General features: G+C 71.3%; 20 protein-coding genes. 6 read left to right on the top strand and 14 right to left on the bottom strand.

Annotation, left to right across the window (positions count from 1 at the left end; translation table 11 throughout):
* Positions 1–32 precede the first annotated feature (32 nt).
* The gene (locus tag BDD16_RS05285; RefSeq protein ID WP_179632981.1) at positions 33–683 is read left to right on the top strand and encodes a GDSL-type esterase/lipase family protein; all 651 of its coding nucleotides are present in this window, start codon (positions 33–35) and stop codon (positions 681–683) included.
* Here BDD16_RS05285 and BDD16_RS05280 read toward each other — a convergent pair.
* Both BDD16_RS05280 and BDD16_RS05275 read right to left on the bottom strand, forming a co-directional pair.
* On the bottom strand, positions 666–2990 hold the full coding sequence (locus BDD16_RS05280) for a helicase C-terminal domain-containing protein (protein WP_179632980.1): 2325 nt from the start codon (positions 2988–2990) through the stop codon (positions 666–668). The two genes, BDD16_RS05285 and BDD16_RS05280, sit on opposite strands and share 18 nt — an antisense overlap.
* On the bottom strand, positions 2990–4417 hold the full coding sequence (locus BDD16_RS05275) for an aminotransferase-like domain-containing protein (protein WP_179632979.1): 1428 nt from the start codon (positions 4415–4417) through the stop codon (positions 2990–2992). Before BDD16_RS05275 ends, BDD16_RS05280 begins: the two co-directional genes overlap by 1 nt.
* A gap of 152 nt (positions 4418–4569) precedes the next feature.
* Between BDD16_RS05275 and BDD16_RS05270 the strand changes: the two genes are divergently transcribed.
* The gene (locus BDD16_RS05270) at positions 4570–4926 is read left to right on the top strand and encodes a DUF2917 domain-containing protein (protein WP_179632978.1); all 357 of its coding nucleotides are present in this window, start codon (positions 4570–4572) and stop codon (positions 4924–4926) included.
* Here BDD16_RS05270 and BDD16_RS05265 read toward each other — a convergent pair.
* On the bottom strand, positions 4853–6103 hold the full coding sequence (locus tag BDD16_RS05265) for a glycosyltransferase (protein WP_179632977.1): 1251 nt from the start codon (positions 6101–6103) through the stop codon (positions 4853–4855). The two genes, BDD16_RS05270 and BDD16_RS05265, sit on opposite strands and share 74 nt — an antisense overlap.
* 131 nt (positions 6104–6234) lie before the next feature.
* On the opposite strand from BDD16_RS05265, the gene BDD16_RS05260 reads away from it, so the two are divergent.
* Complete coding sequence (locus tag BDD16_RS05260; protein ID WP_179632976.1) at positions 6235–7866, top strand: magnesium transporter CorA family protein; 1632 nt, start codon at positions 6235–6237, stop codon at positions 7864–7866.
* Positions 7867–7968: 102 nt separating this feature from the next.
* A complete protein-coding gene (locus BDD16_RS05255; RefSeq protein WP_179632975.1) occupies positions 7969–9636 on the top strand; it encodes a hypothetical protein in 1668 nt (555 codons plus the stop codon).
* A gap of 32 nt (positions 9637–9668) precedes the next feature.
* On the opposite strand, the gene fusA is transcribed toward BDD16_RS05255, so the two are convergent.
* Positions 9669–11786, bottom strand: coding sequence for an elongation factor G (fusA, locus tag BDD16_RS05250; RefSeq protein WP_179632974.1), 2118 nt, complete (start codon positions 11784–11786; stop codon positions 9669–9671).
* A gap of 224 nt (positions 11787–12010) precedes the next feature.
* Here fusA and BDD16_RS05245 point away from each other — a divergent pair, with 224 nt between their 5' ends.
* Both BDD16_RS05245 and BDD16_RS05240 read left to right on the top strand, forming a co-directional pair.
* Positions 12011–12586 carry a rhodanese-like domain-containing protein gene (locus BDD16_RS05245; RefSeq protein WP_179632973.1) on the top strand — a complete coding sequence of 192 codons (576 nt, stop codon included), beginning with the start codon at positions 12011–12013 and terminating at the stop codon, positions 12584–12586.
* Positions 12587–12622: 36 nt separating this feature from the next.
* A complete protein-coding gene (locus BDD16_RS05240; protein ID WP_179632972.1) occupies positions 12623–13015 on the top strand; it encodes a YkvA family protein in 393 nt (130 codons plus the stop codon).
* Positions 13016–13027: 12 nt separating this feature from the next.
* Here BDD16_RS05240 and BDD16_RS05235 read toward each other — a convergent pair whose 3' ends face one another.
* The 10 genes from BDD16_RS05235 to BDD16_RS05190 all read right to left on the bottom strand — a co-directional run bounded on the left by BDD16_RS05235 (position 13028) and on the right by BDD16_RS05190 (position 23429).
* Positions 13028–13330: an antibiotic biosynthesis monooxygenase family protein gene (locus BDD16_RS05235; protein WP_179632971.1), complete on the bottom strand. Its 303-nt coding sequence runs from the start codon at positions 13328–13330 to the stop codon at positions 13028–13030.
* A 5-nt stretch (positions 13331–13335) separates the two neighbouring features.
* Positions 13336–13956, bottom strand: a complete 621-nt coding sequence (locus BDD16_RS05230; protein WP_179632970.1) for an acyltransferase — start codon at positions 13954–13956, stop codon at positions 13336–13338.
* Positions 13957–13994: 38 nt separating this feature from the next.
* On the bottom strand, positions 13995–15038 hold the full coding sequence (locus BDD16_RS05225) for an NAD(P)H-dependent flavin oxidoreductase (protein ID WP_179632969.1): 1044 nt from the start codon (positions 15036–15038) through the stop codon (positions 13995–13997).
* Between the two features lie 59 nt (positions 15039–15097).
* Positions 15098–16309, bottom strand: coding sequence for an ABC transporter permease (locus BDD16_RS05220; protein ID WP_179632968.1), 1212 nt, complete (start codon positions 16307–16309; stop codon positions 15098–15100).
* Positions 16306–17010 carry an ABC transporter ATP-binding protein gene (locus tag BDD16_RS05215; protein WP_179632967.1) on the bottom strand — a complete coding sequence of 235 codons (705 nt, stop codon included), beginning with the start codon at positions 17008–17010 and terminating at the stop codon, positions 16306–16308. The genes BDD16_RS05220 and BDD16_RS05215 overlap by 4 nt, the downstream gene beginning before the upstream one ends.
* Positions 17007–18344: an efflux RND transporter periplasmic adaptor subunit gene (locus BDD16_RS05210; RefSeq protein WP_179632966.1), complete on the bottom strand. Its 1338-nt coding sequence runs from the start codon at positions 18342–18344 to the stop codon at positions 17007–17009. Before BDD16_RS05210 ends, BDD16_RS05215 begins: the two co-directional genes overlap by 4 nt.
* Positions 18341–19729 (bottom strand): efflux transporter outer membrane subunit, encoded by a 1389-nt coding sequence (locus tag BDD16_RS05205; RefSeq protein WP_246332473.1) that lies wholly within the window; start codon positions 19727–19729, stop codon positions 18341–18343. The genes BDD16_RS05210 and BDD16_RS05205 overlap by 4 nt, the downstream gene beginning before the upstream one ends.
* 199 nt (positions 19730–19928) lie before the next feature.
* Positions 19929–21119, bottom strand: coding sequence for a GGDEF domain-containing protein (locus tag BDD16_RS05200; RefSeq protein ID WP_179632964.1), 1191 nt, complete (start codon positions 21117–21119; stop codon positions 19929–19931).
* Entirely contained in the window at positions 21120–22607 is a 1488-nt protein-coding gene (locus BDD16_RS05195; protein WP_179632963.1) for an AMP nucleosidase, read from the bottom strand. It lies immediately after the preceding gene.
* A gap of 48 nt (positions 22608–22655) precedes the next feature.
* Positions 22656–23429, bottom strand: coding sequence for an SHOCT domain-containing protein (locus BDD16_RS05190; RefSeq protein WP_179632962.1), 774 nt, complete (start codon positions 23427–23429; stop codon positions 22656–22658).
* Positions 23430–23511: the final 82 nt, after the last annotated feature.

Below are 23511 nucleotides of genomic sequence, written 5' to 3'. Positions count from 1 at the left end.
CCTGCACGGCCTTGCGCCAAGGGATCCTCCCGATGACCACGCTCCGCACGCTCCTCTGCTTCGGCGACTCCAACACCCACGGCACCCAGCCCATGCGCTCCCGCGATGACGCCCGCCGGCTCGGCCGCCGCGAGCGCTGGCCCGGTGTGCTGCAGGCCGCGCTCGGCCCGGACTGGCACGTCATCGAGGACGGCCTGCCCGGCCGCACCATCGGCCGTGACGACCCGGTCGAGGGCGCCGACCGCAACGCGCTGCGCACCCTGCCGGCCAGCCTGCAGTCGCACCGGCCGCTCGACGTGGTGGTCTTCCTGCTCGGCACCAACGACCTCAAGGCCCGCTTCGGCGCCAGTGCCGAGCAGATCGCCGAAGGCGCCCACGCACTGATCGACACCGTGCTGGAAAACACCCGGCCGGGCGAGGCGCGGGTGCAGGTGCTGCTGGTCTGCCCGCCGCCGATCGAGGAACACGGCGTGCTGGCCGACATGTTCAGCGGCGGGGCGGCCAAGGCGCGCGGGCTGGCGGCGGCGATGCGGGCGGTGGCGGCGCAGCGCGGGGTGGCCTTCCTCGACGCGGGCGAGCACATCGCCGTCAGCACGGAGGAGGGCATCCACCTCGACGCGGCGGCCCACGCGCGGCTCGGTGGGGTCATCGCCGAGACAGTGCGCTCATTCGCCCTCGGCTGAACGCTGCCCCAGCCCCCACCACCGCGGCATCAGCCCCTGCACCTGCGCCCCCGCGAACCGGTCGTCGATCAGGTGGACGACGCCGCGGTCCTGCGGCGTGCGGATCACCCGGCCGGCCGCCTGCACCACCTTCTGCACACCAGGGAACAGGTACGCGCAGTCGAACCCGCTGCCCGTGTCGCGGCTGACCAGCGTATCGAGGCGGCGGCGGATCTGCTCGTTGACCGGGTTGACCTGCGGCAGGCCGAGGGTGGCGATGAACGCGCCGATCAGCCGGTCGCCGGGCAGGTCGATGCCTTCCGCGAACGCGCCGCCCAGCACCGCAAACCCCACGCCGCGCCCGCCCGCCGCGAATCGGGCGAGGAAGGCGGTCTGCTCCGGCTCGCTCATGCGCCGCGACTGCTTCCACACCGGCACGTCCGGGTGCGCCGCCTCGAACGCCACGGCCACCCGGTCGAGGTAGTCGAAGCTGCTGAAGAAGGCGAGGTAGTTGCCCGGCCGCTCGGCGTACTGCGCGGCGATCAGCGCGGTGATCGGTGCGACCGAGGCGTCGCGGTGCTGCCAGCGGGTCGAGATGTCGCGGGCGATGTGGATGTCCAGTTGCGCGCGCTCGAACGGCGAGTCCACGTCGATCCACGCCGTCTGCTCCGGCAGGCCGAGCAGCTCCCGGTGAAACGCTGGCGGCTGCAGCGTGGCCGAGAACAGCGTCGCCGTGTGCGCCACCGCCCAGCGCGGCCCGAGGAACGGCGCCGGCACGACGTTGCGCAGGCACAGCACCGAGGTCCGCCCGTCCCGCGACGGCGTCAGGTCGCACAGCGAATGCGGCCCGAACGATTCCGCCAGCTTCGTCAGGTGCAGCGCGTCGAACAGGAAGCCCTGCAGCGCCGCGTCCACGGTGGTCGGGTGATCGACGAGGTGGTCGATGACGGCGGTGGCGGCTTGCTGGATCGCGGTCATCAGTTCGTCGGGCAGCGCAGGCAGCACGCGGTAGGCGTTGTCCTCGCCGTCATTCGACTCGCTGGCGTTCAGCGCCTTCCAGACGCGGTTGAGCTTGTCGAGCGGCTTCTGCAGCGCCTTGGGCACCGTGTGGCGCAGGCCGCGCACGCTGAGCTGGTCGAGTTCGCCGGTGTGCATCAGCCGCGCGCGGTCCACGAGGTTGTGCGCCTCGTCCAGCAGCAGCGCCACGCGCCAGCCGTTGATCTGCGTGAGCGCGTGCAGCATGGCGGACAAATCGAAGAAATGGTTGTAGTCGCCGATGACCAGATCGGCCCAGCGCGCCAGCTCCTGCCCGAGGTAGTAGGGGCAGACGCCGTGCGCCGCCGCCACTGCGCGCACGCCCTCGCGGTGCCAGACCGGAACCGTCAGCGCCGCCTCGCGCGCCGCGGGCAGGCGGTCGTAGAAACCCTCCGCCAGCGGGCACGACTCGCCGTGGCAGGCCTTGTCCGGATGCTCGCAAGCCTTCTCGCGCGCCACCAGCTCCAGCGCCCGCAGCGGCAGGTCCGGCTCGGCGCGGCGCAGCGTCGCCACCGCGTCGAGCGCCAGCGCGCGGCCGGAGGTCTTGGCGGTGAGGAAGAACACGCGGTCGATCTGCTGGCCGGGCAGGGCGCGCAGCAGCGGGAACACCGTGCCGATGGTCTTGCCGATGCCGGTGGGCGCCTGGGCCATCAGCGGGCGGCCGGCGCGGGCGACCTTGAACACGGCTTCGGCGAGCGGGCGCTGGCCGGTGCGGAAATCGCTGTGCGGGAAACGCAGCACGGCCAGCGCGGCGTCGCGGGCGCGGCGGTGCGCGTGTTCGAGCTGCGCCCAGGCGATGTAGGCCTCGCAGCGCTGGACGAAGTGCTGGCGCAGCGCCTCGGCGTCCAGCGTCTGCGTGAACACGGTTTCCTGGCGGCTGCCGATGTCGTAGTAGACGAGCGCGAGTTCGAGCCGTTCGAGGCCGTCGCGTTCGCACAGCAGCCAGCCGTAGACCATCGCCTGCGCCCAGTGCAGCGCGCGGTGGTTGGCGGGCTGGCGGGCGAGGGCACCGGCGCCGCGGTGGGTTTTCACCTCCTCCAGCCGGCCCTTGTCCGCGTCGAACCCGTCCGCGCGGCCCCGCACCAGCAGCTCGCCGTGGCGGCCGGACAGCGGGATCTCCTTCTGGTAGCCCGCGCCGCGCCGAGATGCCACCACCGCGTGGCCTTCGATGCCCTCGATCGCGGTCGGCGCCGGGGTGAAGCGCACGTCGAGGTCGCCCGCCTTGGCGGTGAACTCGCACAGCGTGCGCACGGCGACGGTCAGGGGCGGCAGATCCTCGGTGGTGACATCCATCAACCGAGCATAGCCCGCGCCAGCTCGCCGATGCGCCGCAGCCCGGCCCGCTGCTCGGCATCCCAGCGCCCGCCGACCCCCAGCCGCAGGCAGCGCCGGTAGCGGTCGGTCGCGCTGAACATCGTCCCCGGCGCGAAGCAGATGTGCTCGGCCAGGCAGGCGTGGAACAGCGCCAGCGAGTCGCTCCCCGGCGGCAGCTCGACCCACAGGATGTAGCCGCCCGCCGGGTCGGTCACCCGCGTGCCACGCGGAAAGCTCTCGGCGATCAGGCCGCGTGCCTCGTCCACCCGGGCGGCGATCGTGGCGCGCAACTGGCGGTAGGCGGATTCGCTGCCCGCCTGGGTCAGCAGATCGGCCATCGCCAGCTCCAGCAGCTCCGTGTGCCCGCCCGAATGCACGGCTTTCAAGCGGCGGACCTGCGCCCCCCAGCGCCCCGCCTCGACCCAGCCCAGCCGGATGCCCGGCGCCACCGTCTTCGAGAACGAGCCGCAGACCATCACGTGGCCCGTGGTGTCGAAGGACTTGACGGCGCGGCGGCGGTCGTCCTGTTCGGCGAGGTCGTTGTAGAGCACGTCCTCGATCAGCGGGATGCCGCGCTCGGCCACCATCTGCGCCAGCCGCTTGCGCTCGGCCAGCGGCATCGACGCGCCGATCGGGTTGGAGAGCGTCGGCACCGCCAGCACCGCCTTGACCGGCTGCGTGTCGAAGGCGAGCTGCAGCGCGTCCAGCGACAGCCCGGTGCGCGGATGTGTGGGGATCTCCAGCGCGCGCAGGTGCATGCTTTCGAGGATTTCGAGGAAACCGAAGTACGACGGCGACTCCAGCGCCACCACGTCGCCCGGCTGCGTCACGGCGCGCAGGCACAGGCTGATCGCCTCCAGGCAGCCGTTGGTGACGAGCAGCTCGCGCGCATCGAGCTGGCAGCCCAGGCCCATCGCGTAGCGGGCGATGGCGCGGCGCAACTGCTCGTTGCCGGGGCCGATCGGGTACTGGCACAGCGTCGCGCGGTGGCGCTGTGCGGCGCGGCTGACGGCGCGGCGCACGCGGTCCTGCGCGAACAGCTCGCCGCTCGGGCAGGCGGCGCCGAAGGAGAGGAAGCGCGGGTCGGTGGCGAGCTGCATCACCTGGGCGCCGAGCGAGCTGACGTCGACCGGCTGCGAATCGGCCGGCGGGCGCGACGGTTCCGGCTCGGGCGGGCGGGGCGCACGGGCGGCGACGAAGTAGCCCGAGCGCGGGCGGGCCTCGATCAGCCGGGCGTCTTCGAGCGTGCGGTAGGCCTGCACGACGGTGGACAGCGACACGCCCTGCTGCCGCGCCAGTTCGCGCACCGAAGGGATGCGCTCGCCGCGGGCCAGCGTGCCCGAGCGGATCGGGTGGGCGATGCGTTCGGCGATCTGCAGGTACAGGGTGTCGTTGGCGTGGTCCATGGACCCATTCTGTATGGGTCGGTGGTCTGGTGACCAGTACAGATGAACTGCAATGCGACCGGCACAGGCGCGCTGCGGCGGGGGGTGTGGTGGCCGTGTTGGGGGTCCGGTGTGGCTGTCGCGATCGACACGGCCCACCTAAGGTGCAAGGCATGGACACCACCTTGCACTTCACCCCCTCGTCCCCGCTCAGCCTGCGCCCCGGCGCGGTGCTGACGCTGGCCCGGCCGCACGACGGCTATACCCGGGTGCAGGTCGATGCCGGCCGCATCTGGCTGACCCAGTCGGGCGACGCTGGCGACCATTTTCTCGCGGCGGGCGAGGACTGGCTGCTGTGCGGCGCGGGCGAGGTGGTGATCGAGTGCGACGGCGCGGAGACGGCGCGCGTGCAGGTCTGGCACGCCGGGGTGCGCCCGGCCGCCGCACACAGCCGCGTCAGCCCAGCGCGAGCCGCTCCACCAGCGCCATCTGCCTGGGCAGGCAGATGCGCTCCAGGTCATAGCGGCTGACGATGGTTTCGCGGGCGTTGCTGCGCAGCGCGTCGTGGGCGCCGGGCGGGGCCTCCAGCGCCTCGCACATGGCGCGGGCCAGGCCGTCGCGGTCGAAGAAATCGACCAGCCAGCCGTTGCGGCCGTGCTCGATCACTTCCTCGACCGGCGCGGTGCGCGAGCCGATCACCAGCGCCCCGGCCGACATCGCCTCCAGCATCGACCAGGACAGCACGAACGGGTAGGTCAGGTAGACGTGGGCCCGCGTGACCTGGTAGAGCCGGATCAGCTGGGCATGGGGCAGGCGGCCGACGAAGTGCAGCCGGGCGATCTGCGCGGGGGTGAGTTGCGGGCGGATCTCGTCGAGGAAGCGGTCGCGCCAGGAGCGGCCGTCCTCGGACTTCGCGCCGTAGGACACCCCGTCGGCACCGACCATCACCACCTGCGCCTGCGGGCAGCGCGCCAGCATCGCCGGCAGTGCGCGCAGGAAGGCGTGGTAGCCGCGGTTGGGCTCGAAGTTGCGGTTGATGAAGCTGATGACCTGGTCCTGGCGCGTCAGACGCAGCCGTGCGGACGAGCCGGGCAGGGCGCACTCGAACACCGCGTCCGCGTTCGGCTGGATGACCTGCGTGTCCACGCCGTCGTGGATGACCTCGACCTTCGGGCGGAAGAGCTCCGGCACGGTCGAGCGTTGCCACGTGGTCGGCGAGATGCCGGCATCCATGTCCATCAGGCCGTGCAGCAGGTGGGTGTTCTTGGTGCGGATGCGCAGGCGCGCGTCGATGCTGCGCGGCGGAAACTCGGGGTCGAAGGTGACGTCGTGGCCATCCCAGCCGTAGTACCACTCGACGAAGTGCAACTGTCGCGCCTCGGGCCAGATGTCGCGCAGGAACAGGGCTTCTCCCCAGCCGGGATGGGCACAGATGACGTCCGGCGTGAAGCCCTGCTGGCGCATCGCCAGGGCCGCCCGCGCGGCCCCTTCCCCACGCAGGACCTTGGTCTCGAACTCGCCGGCCCAGGGGTGGATGTTCGGCGTGCTGCCGCGCAGGACCTTGTAGCGCGTGCCGGCCACACCGGGCAGATCGCGTGCCGTGGGCTCCAGCATCAGCGCACGGACTTCATGGCCGGCTTGCACCAGGGCAGGTGCGAGGTGAACGTACTGGCCCGGAAAATTCTGGTGAACGAAGAGTAGACGCATGGTGATTGCGAGTATCAGGGGGTGCCCCAGATGCAAGAAAGGAACGATCACCGGAATTCCGGCGCGATCGGCGATGGCCATCGGGGCGATCCGCATGGTCAGCCGGCAGGTCGGACGCTCCAATCGGCGCCATGACCACTGTCCGACATTTCCGGCAGAGCCTGTTGTGGCCGCTGCAACTCATGCCCCGCGAGGGGGATCGCTCCGATCGCCGTCCCTGGGAACAACTGCTGGAGGCCGGTGGCGCCCAGCCCTGGCACGCGGTGGTGGACGAATACACCGGCGAGGCCAGCGGCTTCCACGAGCGCCACTACAACGAGTTCGTCACGTTCCTGCCCTATGTGCAGCGCTTCCTGTACGGCGACGGCTCGGCCCGCGGCCGCACGGGCGGCGCCTCGTCGATGCAGGTGCTGCGCCGGGACGACGTGCGGCAGGTGCGCGTGACGCTGCAGGCCGGAGAGGCGCCGGTCACGCTGCAGGTGGCGCACATCGACCTGTACTTCTTCTACGACGTCGACGTGGTGATGCTCAACGTCGAGGTCTGCGCCGACGACCTGCCGCTGGCGGTGGCGCAGGAGGTGCTCTACCGCTTCGGCCGCGGCTACCCGCCGGGCTGGGACGGCGAGGGCCGCGGTCTGCACTGCGCGGTCGCGGTCGAATGGCTGGGCGCCGACGCGCAGGTGCTGGCCGCCTCGGATGCGGGTGATCGGGAGGCCTTCCTCGCCTTCGTCGCCCGCCACCGCGCACCCCGGCTGGCGGCGCACTGGCGCTGGCTGCTGCAGCCGCTGGTGCCGGACCAGGAGGACGCCACCGGCCCGCTGCGCTTCCGCCAGATCGAGTACCACCGCATGCCGGTGATGGGCTACCTCGCGGTGGACGACCCGGCGCAGCTCAGCCGCGCCGATTTCGTGCGGCTCGGGCTGGTGTCCGGGCGCGGTGGCGGCGACGAGTTGCTGCCGTTCGCCGAACAGCATCTGGCGGATTTCGAGTCGCGCTACTGCTACGACCGCTTCTGGTGCGCAGGCGGTGCGGCGCCGCACACGCGCTACCTCTGCTGCGGCCATGCGCTGGTGGTGGTCGGGTGTGCTGGCGCGCCGTTCTTCACCGACCGGGAGCGTGGCGTGCTCGCCCAGTTCCGCCACCAGCATTTCCTGCTCTTCCTGATCGCGCACTTCCAGAAGGCCGCGCTGCTGATGTTCTCGGACCGGCTGGTGGTGGCGCTGGATGCGCTCAGCATCGCCGACGCCGGCTCGGTCAAGCGCTTCAAGCGGGCGGTGCGCAGCAACTTCGAGACCTTCCTGCGCTTCACGCACCGCTACTGGTTCCACGAGATCTCCGAGCAGGTGCAGACCCGCGCGCTGCACCACCTCTGCGTCGCGCACCTGGGGCTGAACACGCTCTATCCCGAGGTGCGCGAGCGGGTCGGCGAGATGAACACCTACCTCGACACCGACAGCCTGCGCCGCCAGGCCAACACCGTCGTGCGGCTCACGGTGGTGACCATCGCCGGGCTGATCGGCACGCTCTCCACCGGCTTCCTCGGCATGAACCTGCTCGCCGAGGCCGACGCGCCGCTGTGGCAGCGTGGACTGATCTTCGTCGGCACGCTGGTGGCCTCGCTGGTGGTGACGGGCTACACCATCGTCAAGTCCAAGCGGCTGTCGGATTTCCTGGACGTGCTCTCCGACGAGCGCCTGACGCTGCGGCAGAAGGCCGGTGCCTGGTGGAAGGATGCACGGGATCCGCATCGTTCGCGCAATTGACCGCAGATGGGGTCAGTTTTCGAACTTTAGCCCCTGAGATGAAGGACGACAGTGGCGGCTCGGGCTGCTCAGATGGGCCGCTCAGTCTTGCGGAGTCCATGCATGTCGTCGTCCTTGCCTTCTTTCGCGCGCCCGGTGCTGGCGCTGGCATTTCCCCTGCTGCTGAGCGCCTGTGGCGGGGGTGGCAGCAGCGGCGGCGAGCTGGCGCTGGCGCTGGTGACCAGTCCGACGACCGCGCAGGCGAGTGTCAGCGCCAGCGAGAGCTTCCCGACCGGCCTCGTCGTGGCCTCGCCGGCTGAGCTGGGCAGCGCATCGGCGGCGGCCTCGACCACGGCGCGCGCCCTCGCGGTGCCGCTGGGTGCCGGTGCCGGACGCGCCGAGCTGACCGACATGGGCGCCCGCATCGAGGCGGTGCTGGCCGGCGACACCAGCGTGTCGCTGGGCGGGCTGCTGAGTTTCGGCAACCTCTTCCTGCAAGGCAGCAACGCCGGATGCTACGGCCCGCAGCTGCTCTACGCGAACCACGAGGACGGCAGTGGCACCGAATCCGGCCTGCTGCCGGGCGGGGACCTCGGCCTGTGGCTGCCGACCGACGCGGCCAGCGGCCAGCCTTGCGTGGTGGCACAGCTCAACGCGCGCACGGCCGGCGTGAAACACGCCACCCGCCAGGGCCTGCTGCTGATGGCCGTGATGCGCGCGACGATCACCAGCTCCGGCGGTACGCTGTCCATGCCAGCGGCCGGCTTCCGTACCGACCTGACCACGCCGTTCTCCACCGTGCTGACCGCGCTGCCGGCGCTGACGGGCGTGACCGTGCACGCCGCCACGGTGTCGCTCGACCCCTTCGGCAAGACCTACACCTACCGCCTCGCCGTGAGCCGGAACGCCGGCACCTCGGCCGGGCGCAGCGGCGAGATCGTGCTGCAGCACCGGCCCGACGCGACGGCCGCGGCCTACAGCGGCGTGCTGCGCGTGGCAGGGTTCGACCTGGCCAGCGACGCCACCTTCGGCTGCAGCGACCGCATGACCAGCGGCCGCTACCAGCGCGCCCGCGTCACCACCGTGCGCTACAGCCGCCAGGGCGACCAGATCGACTTCGGCGCCCGCTCCGGCCAGTACTGCGGCGCGCCGGCCGACCTCGCCGACACCGACTACGCCCGCCAGGTGGCCAGCTTCACCACCAACGAACTCGATCCGGCTGAACAACTCCCGGCCGGTGCCCCCGGCAGCGCCGTGGTGGCGGGAACCTCCACCGGCTGGCGCGGCAACTTCGACCGCTTCGGCGGCCGCTACGACCGCACGACCGGCGCAGGCCAGTTCCTCTACGCCTGGCAGGCCGGCACCGGCGACCGCCACGCCCGCGCGCTGGCCGTCAGCAGCACCTACGACAGCGCCGCCGACAGCCGCACCGTGCAAGGCTACTTCGCCTTCACCGACGCGCTGGCCACCACCGACGGCAGCCTGCTCGGCATGGTCTGCAACTGGGCCGGGCCGGGCGCGGTGCACACACCCGCCGCCCGCTTCCAGTCGCAGACTGCCACGCTCGCCGGCCTGGCCTCCACCTTCGTCGCGACGGCCAGCCACCTGGGCTACGCGCCGACCAACGCCTGCGCGTCCACCACCACCGTGTTCGACGCCAACGCCGACGGCACGCTGGCCGGCGGCGAAGGGCAGGGCACGCTGCACACGTTGGACGCCCCAGCCTCGCCCGCGGTCTCGGTGCAGGGCGAACTCGTGTCGCGCGGCTACCACCAGCCCGGGTACTTCTGACGTCCGTTGACCGGTGCGCGGCTGCGCGGCGATCAGTCCTCGTCGCGCAGCTGCCAGCCCTTGACCATCTCGGCCTGCACGCCCGGCGGCACCGCGTCATGGTGGGACAGGGCCAGCGTGTAGCTCCCTTCCCCCCGGGTCAGCGCGTTCAACCGCAGCTGGTAGCCCGACAGCTCCGACAGCGGCACCCGGGCCTTCACGCTCGCCCGCCCGCCCAGCTGCGGCGTTGTCGAGCGCACCTCGCCGCGCCGCGCCGCCAGATCGCCGGTGATGTCGCCGATCATGGCCTCGGGCGCCGAGATCTCCACGTCGACCACCGGCTCCAGCACCACCGGCTGGGCCTCGCGCACCGCGAGGATGAAGGCCTTTCTCCCCGCGGTGACGAAGGCGATCTCCTTGCTGTCCACGCTGTGGTGCTTGCCGTCGAGCACGGTCACGCGCACATCCACCACCGGGTGCCCGGAGACCACGCCGGCATCCATCGCCAGCCGCACACCCTTTTCCACCGCGGGGATGAACTGCCCCGGGATCGCGCCGCCCTTGACCACGTCGACGAACTCGAAGCCCGCGCCCCGCGCCAGCGGTTCCACCTGCAGGTGTACCTCGCCGAACTGGCCCGCGCCGCCGCTCTGCTTCTTGTGGCGGTACTGGGCCTGCGCGGTGGTGGTGATGCTTTCCCGGTAGGCGATGCGCGGCGGTGCCGTCTCCACCTCGACCCGGTAGCCCTCGCGCAGCCGCTCCAGCAGCACCCGCAGGTGCAGCTCGCCCAGGCCGTAGACGACGGTCTCATGGGTGCTGGCGACGTGCTCCACGCGCAGGCAGGGATCCTCGGCCGCCAGCTTGGCCAGTACCTCCGACAGCCGCTGCTCGTCGCCGTGGCGCCTGGGCTTCAGCGCCAGGCCGTGCACCGGCACCGGGAAGGGCAGCGGCTTCAGGTGGATGTGGTCGTCCTCGGCGGCGTCGTGCAGCACTGCGTCGAAGGCGATCTCGTCCACCTTGGCGACCGCCACGATGTCGCCCGGTCCGGCGCTCGGGATCTCGGTGTGGGTCTTGCCCTGCAGCCGGAACAGGTGGCCGACCTTGAACGGCTTGCGCCCGTCGCCCACGTAGAGCAGGCTGTTGGGTGTCACCGTGCCCTGGTGGATGCGGAAGATGCCGAGCTTGCCGACATAGGGGTCGATCGTCACCTTGAAGACCTGCGCCAGCACATGCGCGTCCGGATCGACCCGGGCGTGCATCGGGCGGGCAGCCGAGCCCTCGCCCTTGAAGAAGTCCGGCAGATTGCCCTCGGACGGATCGGGCAGCAGCTGCGCGATCACGTCCAGCAGCGCCGACACGCCGGTGCCCACCTTGGCCGAGACAAACACGACGGGGATCAGGTGTCCCTCGCGCAGCGCCTGCTCCAGCGGCGCGTGCAGCTCGCGGGCGTCGACATCGCCTTCTTCCAGGTAACGCTCGACGAAGGCGCTGTCGACCTCGACCACCTGCTCGACCAGCGCCCGGTGCGCCGCGGCGACCGAGGACACGTCCGCCTCGTGCCCCGGCGTCGCCTCGGGCGCGAACCAGCAGTCCACCACCTCGCGGCCGCCGTTGGCCGGCAGGTTCAGCGGCAGGCATTCGCGGCCGAAGGTGGCCTGGATCTGGGCCAGCAGCGCGGCGGCGTTGAAGCCGGGGGCGTCGATGCGGTTGACGATGAGCATCCGGTCGAGCTGCCGCTCGGCGGCCCAGGCCATCATCCGGACGGCCATCGGCTCGATGCCCGACGTGGCGTTGATGACGATGGCGGCGGTCTCCACCGCTTCGAGCGCGGGCAGCGACTGGCCGAGGCAATCGGCGCTGCCTGGCGTGTCGAGCAGGTGGATGCGCAGGCCCTGGTGGTCGAGGTGCAGCACGCTGGTGTGCAGCGAGTGCTGCATCCGGCGCTCGATCGGGTCGAAGTCGCTGGTGGTGCTGCCGCGCTCGACGCTGCCGGCGGCGCCGACCATGCCGGCCTGCACCAGCAGCGCTTCGGCGAGGGTGGTCTTGCCGGCCGCGGCGGGGCCGACGAGGGCGAGCGTGCGGAGGTGCGAAACAGGGGAGGTGGCTGGGGCGCTTGCGGCGGAGGAAGCGGCGACACCGGACACGGAGCCGCCGAGGGCTGGGCTGGACATGGTCTGTCTCCTCAGCGCCGGGCCGCTGACAGCGGTCAAGCACTGTCTGGGTGGGTGGAGCCTGCCAGCGTACGCCGATTGACCGACCGGAACAAGCGCACGCAGGCGCATTGATCTGCATCAAGTGATCGGCTGGTTTGAATATCAGTGCCTACTGATAATCAAGCGTGCATTCGCCTGCTGGCGGGACCGCTCGCAGGCCCTGACAACCACTGGAGACTCCGATGACCCCATCCACCCGTCTGGTCCTCGCCTTGTGCGTCGCCGTTGTCACCCTGGCGCCAGCCCGGGCGGCCGAGCCCGAACTGCTGCGCATCCTCGGCGAGGACAAGTCCTTTGTCATCCAGACGGCCAAGGGGCCGATGACGATCACCCGCACGATGACCCCGTGCGCGAAGAACAAGGGCTGGCTGCAGCCGCTGGTGCCGGTGGCCGGGGTGCATCCGGTGGGCGAGATCGAGATCCTGCACGCGCTCAACGACAAGGGCGCGATCGTGGTCGACATGCGCGAGTCCGAGGACCGCGTGAAGGGCACGATCCCGAACACGCACCACATTCCGTACACCGAAGTGGCCGGCCGGATGGAGGAGCTGGGTTGCCAGAAGGTCGGCAAGGGCTGGGAATGCACGGCGGCGAAGAAGGTCTACGCCTTCTGCAACGGCCCGGTCTGCCCGCAAAGCCCGACCGCCATCCTGGCGATGACCCGCGACGGTTTCCCTGCCGACAAGATCTACTACTACCGCGGCGGCATGCTGGACTGGGCGGCGCTGGGCTTGCCCGTCGTCACGGGCGACTTCTGATGCGCGGGCCGGTGCACCTGGGCGAAGATGGCGTCCATGCACCTGCTCACTACCGCCCGTACCTGGGCTGTCCGCATCAAGCGCGACGGCCTCACCCTCTGGTTCGCCCTGCGTGATCCGCGCACGCCCTGGCTGGCCCGTGCACTGGCGTGGCTGGTGGTGGCCTATGCGCTGAGCCCGATCGACCTGATCCCGGATTTCATCCCGGTGCTCGGCTATCTGGACGACCTGCTGCTGCTGCCCGGCCTGATCTGGCTGACGGTGCGGCTGCTGCCGGAGGCGGTGCTGGCCGACTGCCGCCCGCAGGCGGTCGCCTGGCTCGATGCGCGCAAGGACCAGCCGCGCAGCCTGTTCGGCGCGGCGCTGGTGATTGCGCTGTGGACCGCGCTGGCGTGGTACGGCTGGTCGGCCTGGCAGCAGCGCGCATGAAGCGCGCCTGACTCAGTCCGCCGTGAAGCGCGTGGCGCGCTGCTCGGTGCAGATCTGCAGCGAGTACTCGGTGTAGAACTCGGCGCGGCCCTTCTGCTTCGCCGCGACGTGTTCCGGATGGGTGGCCCAGCCGCGCATCGCTTCTTCGGACTCGAACTCGACGATGGTGACCCGCTCGCCGTCGGCCGCCGTGAAGCCCTTGTGCGAGACGTAGCCCGGCATCGTGCGCGCCAGGGCGCTCATGCGGTCCGCCCAGCCGGTGTAGTCGGCCACGGCGTCGGGCTTCAGGCGGTTGCGGAAGATGATGATGTGCATCGGATTCAGGCTCCAGGTCGAACGGTCCAGTGGGCGTCGCCACGCTCCGACAGCCGGAAGTCGCCCAGCCGGATGCGGCGCTCGTGTTCGGCGATGACGGACTCGCTTTCGAAACGCCGGCCGATCTGCCGCGCCGGGTTGCCGGCGACGATGTCGTAGGGTGCCACATCCGCGGCCACCACCGCACCGGCGGCGACGATGGCGCCACGGCCGATCCGCACCCCCGTCAGCACGAGGCAGCCGAATCCCAGCCAGACGTCACTGCCGATGCGCACGACATTGGTGTCCGGATCGACGCTGGCCGGCATCGCCACCATCGTCGGCGAGATCTGCGGCGTGAAGCGCATCGGCACGCCGCAGACGCGGAAATCATGGTCCTGCCGCCCGACCAGCGCCACGCGGTCGGCGATCAGCGCGAAGTCCCCGATCTCGGCGTTGCACTCGATGTGCACGTCCTTGCCGACGTAGACCGCCTGCCCGAAGACCAGCCGCTGCGGTGCCCACAGCCGGCAGCGTGCACCGAGGTGCAGGTCCTGCCCGGCATGCACCTGCGGGCCGGCGCGCCACAGCGTCCAGTGCGTGCGCAGTCGACGCAGCATGGCCAGGGGATAGGACCACAGGTTCATCGGGGCATCTCGGGCTCGGTGCGGGTGGAAACGGCAGTCTAGGCCAGCCCGTGCGCCAGTTGTCGTGTCAGTTGTGCTGCCGGCATCTCGCGGCATCCATCTGCGTGCTGCCCCGCCCACAGAGGTGAAAAATCGTCCATGCCCAGCGCCTCGGCCCGGGCGCGCAGTGGGGCCACCGCCGAAGTCGCCAGTGGAAACCGGGGAACGGCGGCCTCGTTCATCGGACCGAAGCTGCGCATGAACCGGTTGACGATGCCGCGCGCCGGCCGGCCGGTGAACAGGTTGGTGAGCGCCGTGTGGCGCGCCGCGTCGCTCTGCAGCGCGGCACGGTGCACGGCGCTGGTGCTCGCCTCCGGGCACAGCAGATAGGCCGTGCCGACCTGCACCCCCGCCGCGCCGAGCGCCATCGCCGCGGCCACGCCCGCCGCGTCCGCGATGCCGCCCGCGGCGATCACCGGCACGCGCACGGCGGCCACGACCTGCGGCAGCAGCGCGAAGGTGCCCATCTGCCGGGTCAGGTCGTCCGATAGGAAGTGGCCGCGGTGCCCGCCCGCCTCCAGCCCCTGCGCGATGACGGCATCGACGCCGTGCGCTTCCAGCCAGCGCGCCTCCTCGACCGTGGTCGCCGACGACAGCACCTTGGCGCCCCAGCCCCGCACCCGCGCCAGCAGCTCCGGCGACGGCAGGCCGAAATGGAAGCTCACCACGGGGGGCGCGAACGCCGCGAGCAACTCGGCCGTTTCCGCATCGAACGGCCGCCGCCCCGGTCCGGCGGGGATGGCGGCCGGGTCGATGCCGAACTCGGCGTAGGCGGGGGCCAGCGTGGCGCGCCAGGCGGCCTCGCGGGCGGCGTCCGGCGCGGTCGGGGTGTGGCAGAAGAAGTTGACGTTGAACGGCCGGTCGGTCTGTGCCCGGATGGCCGCGAGTTCCTGCCGCAGCGCGTCCGGTTCGAGCATCGCGCAGGGCAGGGCGCCGAGCCCGCCCGCGTTCGACACGGCCACCGTGAGCGCGCTGCCTTGCACGCCGGCCATCGGGGCTTGCAGGATGGGGAGATCGGTGCCGAGGAGGGTGGTGAGGGACATGGTGGAGGCTGGAAAGTGGGCGTTGCGGCGTCAAGGCCTTCCAGAATACCCACCTTGCCTCACTCGTGCCGCAGCGCCTCGATCGGATCCAGCCGCGCCGCCCGCCGCGCCGGCACATAGCCGAACACCACCCCGATCGCCGCCGAGAACACGAACGACAGCACGTTGATGCCCCACTGGAAGGTGTAGGGCAGCTCCATCAGCGACGACAGCCCGACGGACGCCGCCGTGGCCAGCACGATGCCGACCAGTCCGCCGAAGCTGGAGAGCACCACGGCCTCGATCAGGAACTGCAGCAGCACCTCGTTTTCCAGCGCACCGATGGCCAGCCGGACGCCGATCTCGCGGGTGCGCTCGGTGACGCTGACCAGCATGATGTTCATGATGCCGATGCCGCCCACCAGCAGGCTCACCGCGGCGACCGCACCGAGCAGCGAGGTCATCAGCTGGGTCGTGCCGGACAGCGTGTCGGCCAGCTGCCGGGTGTCGAGGACGTTGAAGTTGTCGTCGTCGGCGGGGCCGAGCTTGCGGCGCTCGCGCAGCAGCTGGCGCAGGCCGGACTGCACGCTGGCGGTGTCGACGCCGTCCTGCACCGACACGAGCAGGGTGTTGATGTTCAGGCTGCCGGTGACGCGGCGCTGCAGCGTGTGCAGCGGGATGAGCACGGTGTCGTCCTGGTCGTTGCCCATCGCGGCCTGGCCCTTGGAGGCGAGCAGGCCGATGACGGTGCACGAGAACTGCTTGATGCGCAGGCTCTGGCCGAGCGGGTCGACCGTGGCGCCGAACAGCTCGCGCCGCACGGTCGTGCCGATGACGCAGACGGCGGCGCCCGAGCGCAGTTCGGTGTCCTCGAAGTTGCGGCCGGCGGCCAGGGTCCAGTTGCCAGTCTGGAAGTAGCCGTTGTTCGTGCCGACCACGCTGGTCGACCAGTTGCGCGCACCGGCGACGACCGTGGCCCCGGTGCGGGCCTCGGGGGCCACGGCGGCGATGCCGGCCACCTGGGTGGCGATGGCGTCCAGGTCGGCCTCGCGGAACGAGGGGGCACCGGCGCTGTCGCGGCCGGGGCCGAGGCGCTGGCCGGGTCGCACCTGCAGCAGGTTGGTGCCGAGGCTGGCGATCTGCGCCTGCACGGCGCTGGTGGCGCCGCGGCCGAGCGTGACCATGGTGATGACGGCGCTCACGCCGATCACGATGCCCAGGATGGTGAGGAAGGAGCGCAGCAGGTTGCGGCGGATCTCGCGCAGCGCGAGCAGCAGGGTGTTCCAGATCATGTCGGCATCCCGCTCTGGCGCACGTCGCTGTCGACCCGGCCGTCGACGAAGCGCACGGTGCGCCGTGCATAGACGGCCATGTCGGGCTCGTGGGTGACCATCAGCACGGTGATGCCGCGGTCGCGGTTCAGGCCGACGAGCAGGTCCATGATCTCGCGGCTGCGGGCGGTGTCGAGGTTGCCGGTCGGCTCGTCGGCGAGCAGCACGGTCGGCTTGCTGACGATGGCGCGGGCGATGGCCACGCGCTGCTGCTGGCCGCCGGACAGCTCGGCCGGCGTGTGCGTTTCCCAGCCGGCCAGCCCGACGGCGGCCAGCGCCTCCCGGGCGTTTCGGTGGCGGTCGGCGACCGACTCGCCGCGGTAGAGCAGCGGCAGCTCGACGTTTTCCTGCGCGCTCGTGCGCGCCAGCAGGTTGAAGCCCTGGAAGACGAAGCCGAGGTGGCGCCGGCGCAGGCGGGCGCGCTGGTCGCGATCGAGCCGTTCGACGTGCACCCCGTCGAACAGGTACTGGCCCGCCGAGGGCACGTCGAGGCAGCCGATCAGGTTCATCGCCGTCGACTTGCCCGAGCCGCTCGGACCCATGATGGCGACGAAGTCACCCGCATCGACATCGAGGTCGATGCCGCGCAGCGCCTGGAAGGCGGCCGTGCCTTCGCCGTAGACCTTGACGATGCCGCGCAGGCGGATCAGCGGCCTGCTCATGGTGCGGCGCTGGCCTGGCTGACGATGACGGCCTGGCCGGCGCTCAGGCCTGCGCCGCTCACCTCGGTCAGGCGGCCGTTGGACAGGCCGGTGGTGACGGTCAGCGGGGTCGGCTGCTGGCCCTGCAGGATCCAGATCTGGCGCTGGCCGCCTTCGCGGATGGCGGTGTTGCCAGCGCGTTTGGTCGTGGTGTTGCCGGGCGGGCGGGGCATGAGCTTCGAGACCAGACTGCCGCCGCTGGCCGCCGCGGCTGAGGCGGTGGCCGGCGTGAAGCGCAGCGCGGCGTTCGGCACCAGCAGCACGTTCTGGCGCTCGGTGGCCGCGATCGTGGCGGTGGCGGTCATGCCGGGGCGCAGGCTCAGGTCGTCGTTGGTCACCTGCAGGTCGGTCGGGTAGGTGACGACGTTGTCGGTGATGGTCGAGCCGAAGGCGACGCGGCGGATGGTGGCCGGCCAGTTACGCGCGGGCCAGGCACTGACGGTGAACTGGGCGGTCTGCCCGGCCTGGACCATGCCGACGTCTGCCTCGTCGACCTTGACCTGCAGCTTGAGCTGGCGCAGATCCTCCGCCAGCGTCAGCAGCGTGACGGCCTGCAGCGAGGCCGCGACCGCGTTGCCGGGCTCGGCCGTGCGGGTCAGCACGACGCCGTTGATCGGCGAGCGGATGGAGGCTTTTCCGAGATTCGTCTCGTCGACCCGGACGGCTGCGCGCGCGTCGGTCACGCTGGCGCGGGCCATCGCCAGCGCGGCATTGGCGCGGGCCACACCGGCGCGGCCCGTGTCGAGTTCCGCCTTGGACGGCACCTTGCCGCCCGACAGCCGCGCGACTTCTTCAAGGCGGGCCAGGTTGCTGCGCTGTTCCGCCGCGGTCGCCTCGGCCTGCTGCACGCCCGACTGCGCCGAGGCCAGCGCGGCGCGCGAGCGGGTGAGCTGGTCGTCGAGCTTGCTGGTGTCCAGCTCGATCAGCACCTGCCCGGCGCGCACGGTGTCGTTCACGTCGACGTGCACGCGCTTGATCGTGCCGGACAGTTCGCTGCCGAGGGAGACCTGGCGGGTCGGCTGGAGCGTGCCGTTGGCGGTGACGGTGATGGTCAGGTTGCCGCGGGTGACCGGCTCGGTGACGTAGCGCGGGGCTGACTGGGCGACCTGCCGGTCCTGCCACCAGACGAAGGCGGCGCCCGCGGCGGCGAGCAGCACGACGCCGATCCAGACGGCGCGCCGGCGCCACCACGGCGCGGCCACGGCGTCGGCGCCGAGCAGGGCGGTCAGCTCGGCCGGGGTGTTGCCGGAGGCCGGGACCAGCGGGGCAGGGGAAGCAGAGGTGGGTGTCGTCATGGGGCGGTGTGTCCGGCCGGGTCCTGGGCAGTCCAGTCGCCTCCGAGCGCCTTGTGCAGGCGGATCAGGTTCAGGCTGGTGTCGGCGGCGGCGGCTGCGCGGCTGCTGTCGATGCTCAGCAGGGTGCGCTGGGTGTCGAGCAGGGTGGTGAAGTCGACCAGGCCGGCCTCGTAGCGCTGGCGGGCCATGCGGTTGGCGTTGCGGGCGGCGTCGGTGGCGGCGTCGAGGGCGGTGGTCTGGCGGCGACTGCCCTCCAGGGCGCTCACCGCGTCGGCGACATCCTGGGCGGCGGCGAGTGCCGTGGCCTGGTAGGTGAGGCGGGCGCGGGCGAGCACGGCCTGCTGCGCCTGCACCTGCGCGGCACCACGGCCGCCGTCGAGGATCGGCCAGTCGACCGCGGCGGCCAGGCTCGCCGCCAGCGCACCGGGACTGCCGAGGGCTGCCAGCGTCAGCGCCTGCCAGCCGAGCGCGCCGCTCAGGCGGAAGGCGGGGCGGCGGGCGGCCTGTGTCTGGTCGAGCCGGGCGAGTTCGGCGGTGATGGCCGATTCGGCGGCCTGCACGTCCGGCCGCTGGCGCAGCAGGTCGGCGGGCAGGCCCTGGCGCATGAGGTCGTCGACGCCGGTGGCGGCAGCGGGCACCGGCACGCGGGTGCTGTCGCCCAGGCGGGTGCGCAGGGCCTCGGGCTCTTGGCCGAGCAGGATCGCCAGCGCGTGTTCGCCCTGCGCGATGGCGGTGTCGTAGGCGGGGATCTGGGCGCGCGTCTGCTCGGCGCTGGCGCGGGCTTGCTCGACCTCCAGCGAACTGGCCAGCCCCGCCTGGGTGCGCCAGCCGGTGAGCTGCAGCGTCTCGTCCTGGGCGGCGAGGCTGGACTGGGTCAGCGCCCGCCGGGCGCGGTTGGCGCGCAACTGCACATAGGCCAGCCCGACTTCGCCGGCTACGGCGAGGCGCGCCGCTGCGAGGTTGGCGCTGGCGGTGGCGAGGTCGGCGCGGGCGCCCCGTTCGGCCGAGGCGAGTTCGCCGAACAGGTCGGCTTCCCAGCTCGCGTCGAGTCCGAGGCTGTAGGACGAGGCGGTCCGGTCGCTGCTGCGGTTGCGTGACAGGCTGGCGCTGCTGCCGAGTTGCGGCGCGCGGCTGGCGGCGGTCTGGTCGCGCAGCGCGCGGGCCTGCAGCAGCCGCGTGCGGGCGATGCCGAGGTCCAGGTTGGCCTGCAGCGCGTCGGTGACCAGCGCCCCCAGCAGCGGGTCGTCGAAGCGGGTCCACCAGGGCGCCTGGGCCCGCAGGCGCAGGGTGTCGGCCGAAGGTGCGTCTGCGTCTGCTGCTGCTGCGGGTGCTGCGGTGGGTGGGCGGTCGCCTTGGGGCGTCAGCGTGGCACAGGCGGTCAGCATGGGCAACAGTGGCAGCCATGCCAGCCACCGCAGAGGGCGGGACGCGCCGCGAGGGCGCCCGTCAGGCAGATCGTCGGAGGTCATCGCGCACAGTCCATGTCATGGAGCAAGGGTGTACCAAGCCCGGGTGGCGTGTCTGTGCGCTGTACGTAAAGTTAGGTGGATGACCGCAGGGAGCGGGTCCGTGGCTTGATCTGGATCAGGCCGGGACGGCCGTGGCGCTGGCCTCGACCGTGCTCCGCGGGGCCAGCACGACCTGCCCGCGCCCGGCGCGCTTGGCTTCGTAGAGGGCGGCGTCGGCGCGGCGCAGCAGGTCGTCGAGCGACTGGTCGTTCGGGCCCTGCGCGGCCAGACCGGCGCTGTATTCGAGCAGGAACCCCAGCTCCTGCTCCGACTGCAGGCGCAGGCAGTGGCGCAGCCGCTGGTCGAACGAGAGTGCCTGGCCTTCGCGGGTGTGGGTCAGGATGACGCAGAACTCCTCGCCGCCGTAGCGCCCGGCCAGGTCGCCGCCCCGCAGTTCCTCGCGCAGCAGGCGTGCGAGCAGCTGCAGCGCGTGGTCGCCCTTGGCGTGGCCATGGGCATCGTTGACGTGCTTGAAATGGTCGATGTCGAGCATGACCACCACCAGCGGATGCCCATAGCGGCGGGCGTCGGCCAGTTGGGCCTCGGCCCGCTCGGTCCAGGCACGGCGGTTGAGCAGGCGGGTGAGGTCGTCGGTGATGGCCTGTGCGTGCAGTTCGCGCTCGGCTTCCTCGCGGTAGGCCATCAGGATGGCGGCGGTCGTCAGCACCAGCGAGAGGTTGCTCACCAGCGCGGCCACCTTGTTGACCGGGTGCGGCGCGGTCAGGAAGGGGTAGGAGGCGGTGAAGAAGGCGCCCAGGATGCCGCGCCAGAAGGTCACGGTCGCGGTGGCGCCCATGCACAGTCCGATCAGCGCGCGCCAGCGCCAGCCCGTCGCGGGGCTGTGCCGGCTGACAGCGAACACGATCGCCAGCATCTGTGTCCCCAGCACGCCGTTGGCCAGTCCGACACGCCATGGGTAGTTCTCGAATCCGATGCCATAGCCGAGGGTCATCAGTACTGTCAGGGTCCACATCGGCCAGGCCCGCTGCGGACGTCCGGTCCACAGGCCGATCGACCGCCAGAGCAGCACGAGGCTGGCGGACATTCCCGCCATCGCCAGCACCGAGCACACCTGGTCCTGCCACTGCTGGCGCCAGAAGGTCGACAGCACGAGGAAGAACCATCCGCCCGCCTGCAGCAGGGTCGACAGCACGGCTTGCCGCGCGGCCGGTCCCACGCGCCAGCCCATGATGGCGGGCAGCGCCAGTGACACGGCGAAGACGTTCACCGTGAACACGACCATCAGGGTGCGGACATCCAGCTCCATTTACTGGAACGCGACTTCGGCGAAGCTGCGCAGCTTGCGGCTGTGCAGGTGGTCCAGCCCCTGGTGGCGCAGGATCTCGATGGCACGGATGCCGATGCGCAGGTGCTGATCGACCCGCTCGCGGTAGAAATGGTTGGCCATGCCGGGGAGCTTGATTTCGCCGTGGAGTGGCTTGTCGGAGACACACAGCAGGGTACCGTAGGGAACCCGGAAGCGGAAGCCATTGGCGGCGATCGTGGCGCTTTCCATGTCGAGTGCCACGGCGCGGCTCTGGCTGAAGCGGCGTTCCGGACCCGGGTGCGGCAGCAGCTCCCAGTTGCGGTTGTCGGTGGAGGCCACCGTGCCGGTGCGCATGATCTTCTTCAGCTCGTAGCCGGAGAGCTGCGTCACTTCGGCCACCGCGGCTTCGAGCGCGACCTGGATCTCCGCCAGGGGCGGGATCGGCACCCACAGCGGCAGCTCCTCGTCGAGCACGTGGTCCTCGCGGACATAGCCGTGGGCGAGCACGTAGTCGCCGAGCTGCTGCGTGTTGCGCAGGCCGGCGCAGTGGCCGAGCATCAGCCAGGCGTGCGGGCGCAGCACGGCGATGTGGTCGGTGATGGTCTTGGCGTTGCTGGGACCGACGCCGATGTTGACCATCGTGATGCCGCTGTGGCCGTGGCGCTTGAGGTGGTAGGCCGGCATCTGCGGCAGGCGCGGCGGCGGGGCGCCCAGATCGTCGCCCGGCTCGGCGGGCAGGCCGGTGCGGCGCGTCAGCACGTTGCCGGGTTCGACGAAGGCGGTGTATTCGCCGGTCTCGTCGGCCATCAGTTCGTGGCCGAGGCGGACGAACTCGTCGATGTAGAACTGGTAGTTCGTGAAGAGCACGTAGTTCTGGAAGTGCTCGGGCGCGGTGCCGGTGTAGTGGCGCAGGCGGTGCAGCGAGTAGTCGATGCGCGGCGCGGTGAACAGCGCCAGCGGGTGGCGGGTGAGGCCGTCGGCGCTCGGGTGGGGTTCGTGGCTGCCATTGGCGATGCCGTCGTCCATCGCGGCGAGGTCGGGCAGGTCGAACAGGTCGCGCAGGCGCGAGCGGCGCTCGGGCGCCATCGTGCCTTCGATGTGGTCGTGCTCGGCGAAGCTGAAGTGCACGGGGATCGGCTGGTTCGACAGGCCGACCTCCAGCGCGATGCCGTGGTTCTTCAGCAGCAGCTTGAACTGCTCGCGCAGGTAGTGGCGGAACAGGTCCGGGCGCGTCAGCGTCGTCTCGTAGACGCCCGGGCCGGCGACGAAGCCGTAGGACAGCCGGGAGTCGGCCCGCTCGACGGTGTCGACCCGGACCCGCACGAACGGATAGCAGGCCCGCACATGGGCCATGCCTTCCTGTCCGCCGACAAAGTCCTTCAGCGACTGCCGAAGGTGGGCAATGCCCGAGTCATAGATGGCCTTGGCGTGCGCGAGCGCGGCGTCGGCGTCGGTGAAGCTTTGGGTGTTGATGACGGTGCGTGGCATGGGCCATTGTCCACGCAGCGGGCCGATTGTTCCAGTTCCCGCGCGGCGTCAGAGCCTGCCGAGCAGTTCCGATTTCTTGGCCGCGAATTCTTCCGCTGTCAGCAGGCCCTTGGACTGCAGATCGCCCAGGCGCTCGATGGCGGCGAAGATCGCGGTGGCATCTCCGGCCGGGGGGGCCGCGACCGGGGAGGACGGCGCGTTGAACGCCGGTGCACCGTAGGCGGGGGCCGGTGTCGGTGCCGATGCTGGTGCGGCGACGGGCGCAGCCTGCACTTCCTGCCCGTTGCGCAGCACCACCGGCAGGCTGCCGAGGTTCACCGTGCCGTACTGGCTGGAAAAGGTCATGCCGCCGCCCGAGCCCTGCTGCTGCGAGAAGCCGCCGATCTGGTGGTCGAGCGTGTCGTAGACCCAGACGTCGCCGCCGGTGTCCACCGCCAGCCGGCGGCTGTTGGCGAAGTAGGCATAGCGGGTGTTGTTCTGCGCGCCGGTGGCATTGGGGCTGCCCAGCCAGGCGGGCCACCACGTCACCGCCGCCGGTGCGGGCGGGACCAGGTCGCTGCGGCTGGCCAGCAACTGGCTCAGCTCGCTGCACAGGCTGTCGACGCGGCCCTTCAGCTGGTTGTTGAACATGTCGCCCAGCATGATCATGCCGCCGCGCATCCACTGGCCCGAGCCACCGAACTCCCAGTGGCTGAACTGCGCCATGCTGCCGTTGCCGTTCCAGACGGCCCACAGCATGTGCGTGACGGCCTCGGGGCTGAAGCCGTGGCGGGCGGCGATCTGCTGGACGGCTTGCTGGCCGGCGGCGGTGAGTGACTGCATGGTGGTTCTCTGGCTGGAAGGTGGTCTGGTCCGCAGACTAGCAGACGCCATGCCAGATTCCATGACAGCCTTCGCCGCCGGG

The organism is Sphaerotilus montanus, assembly GCF_013410775.1.
GTDB classification, from domain to species: domain Bacteria; phylum Pseudomonadota; class Gammaproteobacteria; order Burkholderiales; family Burkholderiaceae_C; genus Sphaerotilus; species Sphaerotilus montanus.
This window is presented reverse-complemented; position numbering and strand designations above follow the sequence as displayed.